Raw genomic sequence first — 10,946 nt, 5'->3', positions numbered from 1 at the left:
AAAAAAATGGCCGCCCGGAAATCCCGGATTCCAGCCGTCATAACCGGAAAAGAACAGGATTAGAACCAAACGGCCTGAAACAAAACAGGTTCAAACCTGAATCTGCATTATGCAAACGGGTGCTTTGCAGAGTCTTTTTTGGCCAGCGCTTCTTCGACAGTCGGCTTTTCTTCCATGGCACGGGCAATTGCAAGCTTCGTAGCTTCGTAGTTGTACTCGTAGACTTTGTCCTTGTCCTTTGCGTCCCATTCTATAAAGACCGAGACGATTATGAAGAGGTCATCAGCCTGCTCTTTCGGGAGCACGCCTTCTGCTACCGAATCCATGACCGCTTTTGCGACCGCAGCCTGGGCAGGCCCGTACATCAGGGCAGCCTGGCCCACGTTTTTAATCGTGACCTTGTTTACGAGCAGGGTCACGGGCTTTGGCTGAAGATTCGGCTCAAGAACAGCAAGGAGGGGGGTGTGCCCCTTTCTCGGCATTGCAAGGGAGTTCATAAATGCAGTTTCTACAGGCCCGCCCCGCGGCCCGATGACAAGGTCGATGTGGGCAATTTCCGGGCCGGAACCGATGAGAGCTTCTCCTACCAGACTTTTGAGAACAGTTTTTACCAAATTAAACACCTCAATTCGGAGCCAAAACGAAAAAAGTTACATGAACCCGGACCTGTTGCAGGAAGTCCATCGAATGGCAGTCAACCATCGAATGGCAGTGCAACCATCGAATGGCAGTGCAACCATCAAATGACAGTGCAACCATCAAATGACAGTACAGGAGACACATTAGATATATCAACCAGCCAATTAACCGGCAAATCAACCTGGATGGCATAACAGCTAAAATTGACTGACTGAGGAAAATTAAAACCCATGTAGACAGGTGCCAATAATTGACCGGGAATGAATAACTATTTTCGTATGTGGCAAAAATAAATCGGATTGTATAAGGTACACTGGTTTAAATAGTTTGCTTTGTTTAACGGGAGACTGTCGCATAAAATTCTTATTTGAAGCAGAAACTCCCCGGAAAAATCGTATCAAAACCTGGAGAGAAGAGAGGTACAGGGAAAAAGGAAACTAAGAAAAAAGGAAGAATCCGAGAAAAGAGGAAGCTAAGGATAAAGGAATCAAAGGAAAAAAAGGAAGATAAGGGAGAGATATTCACAGGGAAATTCCAGAAAGGATCTCCAGCCTTTTGTTCCAGTGGTCGAACCCTCTTTTTGCGGCGTACCAGTCGAAAAAGTCGCTGTCATCTGTCAGGTTGCCGGCTTCGAACTTTGCCCTGAGCTCGCTAGAACTGAACCCGTGCTTCTTTTCAAAATCCTCGCAGATCATGGAGTAGCGCTTGATCTTGTATTTCGAAACATGTTTTTCGTGTTCAAGGGCTGAACGGATTGCCTCAACTACTTCCTGAGGCGAGAAATCAGTTTCTATTTCCATGCTGAAACTCATAACTATCCCCGCTTAGAATAGTCTCTCATTTTATATAAAGTGGTAATGAAACATACAAATTGGGTAAGCTTATTAGAGGGTAAATTTATTAACTGTAGCCTAAAAAGATTCTTAGTGAAAAACCTCGAAAGGTGGAAATTGATGGAAAAACCCCTCCTGTTTCTCAGCATCTTCTTTATAGGTTTCGGGCTCATGGTCTGGCGCTTCAGGCTTGCAGGCCTGCTTTCGGCTTACGACCCTAAAAAGATAAGGGATAAAGAAGGATTTGCAAAATGGGGGGGCTCAAACCTGATGCTGCTTGGAGTCCTGCTCCTGCTAATCAATATCCTGGTTGAACAGCTACCCGTGCTGAAGGAGTGGGTGGGAAAGCTGATTCTCCTGGTATCCATAGGCGTGCTTTTCTGGATGTACCGGGGTTTTGAAAAGTTTGAGGTAAAAGAGAGCCCGAAGTCACAGCCTGGAATTAAAGCGGGGAATTCAGGCAGAAATAAAAATAGAGAATTCAGGAAGCGAATTAAAGCCGAGAATGCAGGAACCAAAATAAAGTGAGAAATTAAAGTAAGAAAGTAAAGTAAGAAAGTAAAGTGAGGAAGTAAAGTAAGAAACTGAATAAGAAACTGAATAAGAAATTAAGCCTGCCTCAAATTTCGCGGACCCGGACTGCCTCTTTTTGCATGTGCAGGAAAAGTTCCCTGCCCCAGTTAAGGGCTTCCTGTTCAAAAGATATAAGGGATTCATGGTCAAAGTACCTTCCTTCGGGAGAGAGGGCAAGCAGGAGGAACCTGTCTGTAACTGTGAGCCCTGCAAGTTTCAGTTCTTCCGGAAAAAGGAAGATATTTACGTTTTCAAGCCCCAGCAGGGCGCTCATATCTTCCCTGTAGTCCGTTTGGAACCTCCTGAGCACGGGTTCGGTCAGCACAAAATAGATCTCAGTCCCTTTTTTTGCAAGTTCGATGTAGAGGGGAGGAAAGGCGGGATTGAAATAAGAAGCACATCCCATCACCTGCTTTGAAAGGGAAAGGTTTTCCACGAATTCGGGGTTGAGTTCGAACATGTGGTTCAGGTCGGGCCGGACAAGTTTGCAGTTTTTCAGGTCTCCGAGGCGTTCCCGCAGGAAATGGGGGACCCCTTCAAGGTCCCGCTGCGCCCAGTAATCGAAATTTTTCTCCAGGACGTCCACCGTGTCCACCAGAGGCCGCATCCTTTCTGCGATGACCCTTCCTATCAGAGAAAGTTTGTATTCACGCCCTTCCTGGGAAACCAGGCTCCTTTCTTTCAGCTTTTTGAGCTGGGGCAGGATTGAAATGGAATCTACTAAAAGGGACTCTTCGATTTCATCCATGCTCTTCGGCCCGTCTTTCATAAAGAGAAGAAGCTTTTTTCTCTTTTCGGACATAAAAACCAGATCAATAATCTTTTTGTTCATTCCGGCAGACCCTTCTGAAAAACATGGCAATAGACTTAATAATAAAATGAGGTAAGAAAATATATAGTTGTCGCCGTTAACATACAAACTAAATATAATTAGATGTTGTGAGGGCACGTACTTGCTGAAAAGTCCTCCAGAAACCCGGCACCCGGCCGGTTCAGGGTTTCACGGCCTCAAGGACAGCCAGCTTTTTTTTCCAGTGGTCAAGCCCTCTTTTTGCAGCGTACCAGTCAAAATACTTATCATCATCAATGAACTCTCCGGCTTCGAATTTTTCCATGAACTCCGTGGAGATCAGGTCATACTGGTCTTCAAATTCATCGCAGATCATGGAATAGCGGTATACCTTGTATTTCGCAAGGTGCTTCTCGTGTTCAAGAGCCGAGCGAATGACCTCGCTTGCTTCCTGAAGCGAGTAATCGGTATCAATCTGCAAGGTAAGATCCATATTTATCCCATAGAAGAATTGTTTCTGATACTAAAAAAAGTGATCCTATATCTCTTTTTGCTTTTCTTCAGGCCGTGTGAAGCCTTTTGAGCCGAAAAAGCATAAACGAAAAACATAACTGAAAAACATAACTGAAAAACAGAACCGAATAAATCATGTTCTTCCCCCTTTACCGGTTGATACTCATTAGATATTAAAAGAACAAAATGGCTGTCCGGATTCCCCTAATTTTAGTCATCACAACCAGGACTCATCATCTCACATCGTTTTTAAGAATACTCGCTTTCATGGCTCTTTTATTTGTCTCTTTTATTTCTTTTTGGGGAGGCGCCGCCAGGCAAGCTGGCGGGGGATACCTATCAACAATTAGACTGAAAAACGTTTTCCGGAGTTAAGGATAGTATTATTAGAAAATGCATTAGAAAATGCGCTTAAAAAAGAAATGTGAAATGGAAAAAGAGTTGTGGGAAATGCGGAAGGGAAATCCGCACCCCATTATTTGGCATTACTTAGTTCCGTAAGGGAAACAGGTTGAACCCTGAATTTTCAAGCCCCTTATACGCGAACGCCGATGTGTATGCAAGCAGCATGAACTTGAACCCCTGGGAGAAGTCAAATTCCATGAACTTTACGATCGTGTATACGAAGAAAGTAAATTGTATAACACAAAGGGCTATACCGGCTATAGTAAGTATTCTCTGACGACTGCTACTACGGCTACTATCACTACTGTCTGAATCATCGGATTCGTCTGACATATTGCTTCGAACTCTCCAAGTAAAATTTTTAAGAGCGTTTTTTTATATTTTTTTTATTTTAGTGTTTTTTGTGTTTTTCTTATCCTTCGGTTTTAGTTTCAATAAAGCAGGTTGTTTCCAACTAAACCAAAAAAATTATGGTGTCACCAATTCCAGGGCGTAGAATTCACTCTACTAAGCTCCGAAAATTAGATAAAAAGCTGAAAACTTCCCTGGATATGTCTGCAGGTTCGCAAGAATTGATCCTTTTGTGCAGCATTATTTAGAAAAACACTCTCCAAAGTAGAGACTTTTGTACAATTCTATTATTTGCGTGGAAAATATATAAACCTTACGAAGAATGCGCTTAAGACGCTTCGTTGCTCATTCATACCCGGACATCCGTACAGATAAAACCGGAAAATCCGGAAAAAACCGAAAAAATCCGGAACGCAAATAGCTGCCTCCCGGTTGATATCCTGGCCTTTCCGGGCAAAGACAAAAAAGATGAATATGGGAATTTAGGGTTACGTGCCTCACTTTTCGGACCTGTACCTGAACTCGAAACCAAAATGACTCAACGCAAATAGAGCCATCATAATTATAACGGAAATAAAGAAGACAGATACGAAAGATGCTATCAGGTAATGAAATAAACTAACTTCTGAAAAACCCAGGCCCATGTACGAAAATACGCTGACCTGTTTATCGTATACCGGATAAAAATAATATATCCCGCCTTCATCGATATCGTCGAGCAGCAGGTGTGAAAGGGACGCAGCCCAGGCAAAAAGCCCCAGGTATGCGGCCCTATCGAACTTCCCGTATACTGCATATCCGACAACCCCCCAGAACAGGACTGCAGAAAAACTGAATAAAATCGAATGCGTCGGGAACGGGCCGATCCAGCAGTGTTCCATAGTCCCTTTTACGATTAAGTTATAAACAACTATAAGGTCCGGGAACAGCGAACTAAAACCGCCCGCAAACAGCAGTAATAAAATCCTCTTTGCGTCACCGGATGAAAGTTCCCCGCGAAAAAGAGGTCCGACCAGAGCATAAACCCCTGCTGCCCCGATGAAGAATACAAAGAAAAGGGCATGTGCAACCGGATAGGGCATGATTAAAAATATTTCCTTTAAGGTATAAAGAAATATACGAACTAAAGTTCCTTCAGGAATTCATATCCGGACCCCCGAGATGATCCCAGGTTTTTTATTCCAGATATCGAGCCCCCTTTTTGCCGCATACCAGCCGAAATACTAAAAAAATTTTAATCAAAAGAAAATCAATGCATAAATGTTCATTTTGACGTAGAGTAAGAGAATCTTTGAGGGAATATTTATGAGTAAAATTTTAAAAGCAATAGCAGTGCTCCTTCTCATAGCTGCCGTTCTCTTTGCAGCCGGCTGCACCGAAAAGACAGAGACTCCGGGAAACGAAACTCCAGGAAACGAAACCACGGAAACAGGTATGGTAGTAACCGAAGCTGACAGCGGAAAAACCGTAAGCCTCAAAAAAGGGGAGAATTTCACCCTTAAACTCAGGGAAAACCCTTCCACAGGTGCCTCCTGGCAACTCAACCTGAGCGAGGGACTCAGCATTCTCGACGACTATTATACTCAGGACCCGGCTCCCGAAGGTGAGGTTGGTGTTCCCGGAAACCACACATGGATAATCGAAGCCGCGGCTCCGGGCAGCCAGCAGATAGACGGCATATACAAACAATCCTGGATGAATACGACCGGCGAGGAGGAGACTTTTAAACTCACTGTCGAGGTTGTCTGAAAGGCGTTTTCGCTTTTCGGACCTGTTTCTTTTTTTAAGACTTAAATTTTATTTTTTGATTGTGATGAGCTGCACGGAACTGAAAACCGAGCAGCCGTAGTAAACATGCAAATGGAAAAACCACCGGAACAACTTTTTAAGACTCAATTTTTATTTTTTGCCAGTGCCGGGGCGCCTGGAACTCAGCCGGGGCTGCCGGAGCTCATGCACCGAAGAGAACACCGACAAAACGACCCCTGCAACCGATCCCCGCAATAATATCCGGCTCCCGGCCTTATCGTACTTTCGTAAGAATTCCCGGCATACTTTTTTGAGAAATTTGAGAGTTTTTGCTATGCGACCTGGTTTTTGTAATTAAAGCACGGGAAAGAGGAGGGACGCACGGATTAGAGAAGGGATTCGAGAAAGGTTAAAGGCCGAATAGGAGAAGGAAAGCAATGAGAGTTACAAAACTTAATTTTTATTTTTTGGTTGTAGCGGCCACACGGAACTGAAATGAGGCAGCCGTAGTAAAAGAGGAACTTCAGCAGAAATCCGATAATAGAAGCGTTTTCATAAAAAAATTAACCGGCCAACAATATTTGAGGTTGGTAAAACTTGTTTATTCAGAATTGATAATTTCTTCAAGTATCGATTTCAGGTCAACGGGAGGAGAGGGACGCACCCCTTCAGGCCCATGAACATGATGAGGAAAAGTGTCAAGTTCCTTATGGTGGGGGGCATTATCCCACCTTTTTACCAGATTGCCCTGTGGTGACTGCCAGTGATACCTGTATTTAGCAAGTACAGGACTGTTACTGCGAATTTCAATAAATTCAAAGAAATGAAGAGTAGAACCGTTCATCAGCTCTATATTACCTTTTAAGGACCCTGCATCAGCGGTGATCTCTTCAAAATCAACAGAAAAATGAGTGATCAGGGAACATTCCCTGAGCAGGGATTCGATTTCCAGGTAATAATCCCTGAAATTCATATCCGGATCCCCGAGATTATCTCAAGTTTTTTATTCCAGATATCAAGTCCCCTTTTTGCCGCATACCAGTCGAAAAAGTCTTCATCATCTCCAAGTTCTCCGCTCTCGAATTTTTCCATAAAAAGATCGGAGCCCATCCCGTATTTTTTCTCGAAATCCTCGCAAATCCCCGAATACTTCTTTATTTTGTATTTTGCAATGCGCTCGTTTTGCTCCAGCGCTGCACGAATGACCTCACTTACCTCCTGGGGAGTGAAGTCACCTTTTATGTCCACAGTGAGAGTCATGTCCCTTTCACCAGATAGAAATTATGTTTCATTTTATAATAAGGTGATTCACAGGCGCTTCCTGTTAGTTGAAAAAACAGGGTTCAAGAAGTCTTATCGAGAGAAGAGAATAGGAATTTTTAAGACTTATTTTTTATTTTTTGCCAGTGTTGGGGCGCTTAGAACTCAGCCGGGGCTGCCGGAGCTCATGCGCCGAAGAAAACACCGCCGGAAAAACTTCTAAAGCCGAATCCCGCAATAATATCCGGCTCCCGGCCTTATCGTACTTTCGTAAAAATACCCGGCATACCTTTTTGAGAAATTTGAGAGTTTTTGCTCCGGGACCTGGGTCCCTGTTCTCAGGCGCAGGACGGAAGGACCACGCACTTGCTAAAACGGTAATTCGAGGAGGGTAAAAGTCGAATGGGGAGAAGAAACCGGGGATATTCAAGACTCAATTTTTATTTTTTGCCAGTGCCGGGGCGCTTAGAACTCAGCCGGAGCTGCCGGAGCTCATGCGCCAAAGAAAACACCACCGAAACAACTTCTAAAGCCGAACCCCCGCAATAATATCCGGCTCCCGGCCTTATCGTACTTTCGTAAAAATACCCGGCATACCTTTTTGAGAAATTTGAGAGTTTTTGCTCCGGGACCTGTTTTTTTGTTCTCAAGCGTATGATGGAAGGTCTCACGCACTGATTAGAGAGGGAATTTGAGAAAGGTAAAGGTTGAATGGGAGAGAAGAAAAGTGACAGGACATTCAAGACTCACTTTTTATTTTTCGCCAGTGCCGGGGCGCTTAGAACTCAGCCGGAGCTGCCGGAGCTCATGCGCTAAAGAGAACAACGACAGAACAACCCCTGCAACCGATACCCGCAATAATATCCGGCTCCCGGCCTTATCGTACTTCCGTGAAAATACCCGGCATACTTTTTTTGAGAAATTTGAGAGTTTTTGCTCTGGGACCTGTTTTTTTGTTCTCAAGCGTATGATGGAAGGTCTCACGCACTGATTAGAGAGGGAATTTGAGAAAGGTAAAGGTTGAATGGGAGAGAAGAAAAGTGACAGGACATTCAAGACTCTCTTTTTATTTTTCGCCAGTGCCGGGACGCTTAGAACTTAGCCGGAGCTGCCGGAGCTCATGCGCTAAAGAGAACAACGACAGAACGACCCCTGCAACAGATCCCCGCAATAATATCCGGCTCCCGGTCTTATCGTACTTTCGTAAGAATTCCCGGCATACCTTTTTGAAAAATCCGATCGTTTTTGCTCTGCGACCTGGTTTTTTGTTCCGAGGTGAAGGATGGAAGGTCTCAATAAAGTCACCTTTATTATTTTCCTTCAGAGCATATTGCAGGGACAGTAACCTCAATATCAAACATTTCATCTTAGTCTTTATTTTCATAAATTGAATAATAAAAACTCAAAGAAATTTTTATCATATACTTTGTACTTATTGTCTAAAATGATTCTATGAAAGAAAATATAGTACAAATATTTAGACTTGGGAGTCCAATAAAAAGTTATACCTAAATTTTAAAAGAAATATGAATCAAAAAAATTAATTGAATCAACAAGAATACTAACTCTTAATTTTTATGCTTTTAATTATGAAAATAATAGGTGAGATCAATGAATGGTAGTAATCAAGGAATTATCATAGGAAACAAATATTTAGTTGATAAACTGATTGAAACAGGGGGTTGCGGAACAGTATATCAAGTCACGGACTGTTTAACAGGAAATATACTCGCACTTAAAATGTGCAATGAAAACGATGAAGAAAGTAAGAGACGATTTGCCAGAGAAGTAAGGTTAATGGAAAGACTGGATCATGAAAATGTAATGAGTATATTAGATTATAACTTGGAGGAAGAGCCTCAATATTTTGTAATGCCACTAGCAAAATGTTCACTAGAAGATAAAATTGATAAATTGAAAGAAAATCCACAAATTGCTTTAAGATATTTTAGAGAAGCTTGTAAAGGAATTAAGGCAATTCATGACGCTGGCGAGGTTCATAGAGACATAAAGCCTCATAATTTTCTTATTTCTGAAGATGAAAGAGTTCTAGTCACTGATTTGGGCATAGGGAAATTTGAACAAAGAGATACAATGACTTTAACAACAACACATCAAACTATGGGTACTCTTGAATATTTACCTCCAGAATCATTTAATTCATCTAGAGAGATGGATAATAGGAGTGATATATATCAATTAGGAAAAACACTTTATAATATTTTGACGGGCACATCTCCAGCCACAATTGATGAAAAGTTGATACCCACTGGTTTTGGATATATTATATTAAAAGCAACTAGAAATAATCCCAATGATAGATTCCAATCTGTTGATGATTTGTTGGAAGCATTAGATAACGTCTCGTCTTTAATAGATCCGAAAAAAAATCCAAGTGGATCCTTTGAATCTCTTTTATCAGAAATTAATAGAAATTTTGAAGAAGGAATTTACGAAGAACAAAAAGTTGAAGAACTATTACATTTGATGTTCATGTTTGAAAATGATAGCAAATTATTTTTAGACTTTTTTGATATGATTCCTTTAAAATTATTAAAAAAAATGGTCATCAATGAAACCATAAATTTCGAAAAAATAATTGAAGTATATTCAGAAATAATTTGTAATCTCGGTTATTATGACATCCCCTTTGAATATGCGGAAACAATTGCAAGAAGAATGAAAATTGTATATTTAAACACAAAAAAAGTTGATTTAAAAGTTTCTGCCTTAAAAAGCATTTTAATCTCTTCTGTGAGTTTAAACAGATTTGCAGCAATGGATACTTTTATTGAATTATTGTTAGATGTAAGAGATATAGACGAAATTATCGCTGTTAACGGATTATTAATAAAAGAAAAAGTACATTTCAAAATGGTTGCTAAAGATATAAAAAGAGAAGATCTTAATCCAGCATTTAGAGCTATTTGGGATTCAGTAGTTAATAACTCATAATCATTTTACTTACTTTCCACAGATGTTCTCCTAATATAGCATGAAAAGACAGCAGAGGAAATTGTGAAAATTGGGAAGATATCTGCGTAAAGTATGATTTTACATTTCAAATGTCCTCAAAAATAGACTTATTTATGAATTTGAGCGAATATTTTGCCTTAGTATTGAAGGATAAATTGGCTTTACTTTATTTTCTCACCCAAGATTTCCTTTTTCATTTTTTGTATATCTTCAGAAGTTTCTACAAGCTCTTTTCCAGATTTATTAATTTCTTTTGACAGCATTATATGAACTCGATCAAGCGCACTATGGAAGTTTGGATTTATTCGTGAGAAATACTTTTCGCATCCTTGTTTGAACTTTTTTCCTTTTTCCGTTAAACTATACTTCAAGGTCTTGTTTTGAAATTCTTCAAGCTCAAATAATTCTAATTTTTGATATTTGTCGAGTAATCTTGAAAGTCCAGGATCAACAGGCCCCCTAAAATTAATGGCCAAATCCCACTGACCAATATATAAGTCCTCTTTTCTTAGCTCTTCTCTAACTTTTACATTCAGTTTTTCAAATTTTAATTTCCCAACCACTCCCTTTTCATGGAGTTCATTTTCAGCAAAATCTACTAGATCAAAAAGCCAAAATGTTTTGTCTGGCATGGGTTCAAGATCTTGCATCATATCACCGATCTCGGATACGCATGAAGTTTTGTTTGAATACTAAGTGGTTTTTCGATAGGTAGTTGAAGTGTTTTGTTTACTTCAGTACTTCGCTAATTTTCATCTCCTCATAAACGAGGCTGTTCGATACCTTTATATGGGATAAAAACTGCCTCCGTATGTCTTTTCCACCATGTAAGCCTAGATATGCCCCTAAAATTGAAT

The 10,946-nt window shown here is 40.9% G+C and carries 11 protein-coding genes; 3 read left to right on the top strand and 8 right to left on the bottom strand.

The annotated features are described in order from the left end of the window. Positions 1-107: 107 nt before the first annotated feature. The gene (fae, locus tag FTO70_RS09650; RefSeq protein WP_255335548.1) at positions 108-623 is read right to left on the bottom strand and encodes a formaldehyde-activating enzyme; all 516 of its coding nucleotides are present in this window, start codon (positions 621-623) and stop codon (positions 108-110) included. A gap of 537 nt (positions 624-1,160) precedes the next feature. Further along, on the bottom strand, positions 1,161-1,451 hold the full coding sequence (locus tag FTO70_RS09645; protein ID WP_255335547.1) for a hypothetical protein: 291 nt from the start codon (positions 1,449-1,451) through the stop codon (positions 1,161-1,163). Between the two features lie 141 nt (positions 1,452-1,592). Here FTO70_RS09645 and FTO70_RS09640 point away from each other — a divergent pair, with 141 nt between their 5' ends. Next, positions 1,593-2,000 (top strand): DUF3784 domain-containing protein, encoded by a 408-nt coding sequence (locus FTO70_RS09640; RefSeq protein ID WP_255335546.1) that lies wholly within the window; start codon positions 1,593-1,595, stop codon positions 1,998-2,000. 91 nt (positions 2,001-2,091) lie between these two features. Here the strand turns inward: FTO70_RS09640 and FTO70_RS09635 are convergent, their stop codons facing one another. The 3 genes from FTO70_RS09635 to FTO70_RS09625 all read right to left on the bottom strand — a co-directional run bounded on the left by FTO70_RS09635 (position 2,092) and on the right by FTO70_RS09625 (position 5,186). Beyond that, the gene (locus FTO70_RS09635) at positions 2,092-2,877 is read right to left on the bottom strand and encodes a winged helix-turn-helix domain-containing protein (protein WP_255335545.1); all 786 of its coding nucleotides are present in this window, start codon (positions 2,875-2,877) and stop codon (positions 2,092-2,094) included. 160 nt (positions 2,878-3,037) lie between these two features. Then, positions 3,038-3,328 (bottom strand): hypothetical protein, encoded by a 291-nt coding sequence (locus FTO70_RS09630; protein WP_255335544.1) that lies wholly within the window; start codon positions 3,326-3,328, stop codon positions 3,038-3,040. 1,273 nt (positions 3,329-4,601) lie between these two features. Next, the gene (locus tag FTO70_RS09625) at positions 4,602-5,186 is read right to left on the bottom strand and encodes a metal-dependent hydrolase (protein ID WP_255335543.1); all 585 of its coding nucleotides are present in this window, start codon (positions 5,184-5,186) and stop codon (positions 4,602-4,604) included. Between the two features lie 223 nt (positions 5,187-5,409). Between FTO70_RS09625 and FTO70_RS09620 the strand changes: the two genes are divergently transcribed. Further along, complete coding sequence (locus FTO70_RS09620) at positions 5,410-5,853, top strand: protease inhibitor I42 family protein (RefSeq protein ID WP_255335542.1); 444 nt, start codon at positions 5,410-5,412, stop codon at positions 5,851-5,853. A gap of 601 nt (positions 5,854-6,454) precedes the next feature. Here the strand turns inward: FTO70_RS09620 and FTO70_RS09615 are convergent. Continuing rightward, positions 6,455-6,826 (bottom strand): DUF6516 family protein, encoded by a 372-nt coding sequence (locus tag FTO70_RS09615; protein WP_255335541.1) that lies wholly within the window; start codon positions 6,824-6,826, stop codon positions 6,455-6,457. Beyond that, entirely contained in the window at positions 6,823-7,113 is a 291-nt protein-coding gene (locus FTO70_RS09610) for a hypothetical protein (RefSeq protein WP_255335540.1), read from the bottom strand. Before FTO70_RS09610 ends, FTO70_RS09615 begins: the two co-directional genes overlap by 4 nt. A gap of 1,611 nt (positions 7,114-8,724) precedes the next feature. Here FTO70_RS09610 and FTO70_RS09605 point away from each other — a divergent pair. Next, positions 8,725-10,068: a serine/threonine-protein kinase gene (locus tag FTO70_RS09605; RefSeq protein WP_255335539.1), complete on the top strand. Its 1,344-nt coding sequence runs from the start codon at positions 8,725-8,727 to the stop codon at positions 10,066-10,068. A 182-nt stretch (positions 10,069-10,250) separates the two neighbouring features. Here FTO70_RS09605 and FTO70_RS09600 read toward each other — a convergent pair whose 3' ends face one another. After that, a complete protein-coding gene (locus tag FTO70_RS09600; RefSeq protein ID WP_255335538.1) occupies positions 10,251-10,739 on the bottom strand; it encodes a hypothetical protein in 489 nt (162 codons plus the stop codon). Positions 10,740-10,946 lie beyond the last annotated feature (207 nt).

The sequence above is a fragment of the Methanosarcina sp. KYL-1 genome (assembly GCF_024372725.1).
Taxonomy (GTDB): Archaea; Halobacteriota; Methanosarcinia; order Methanosarcinales; family Methanosarcinaceae; genus Methanosarcina.
This window is presented reverse-complemented; position numbering and strand designations above follow the sequence as displayed.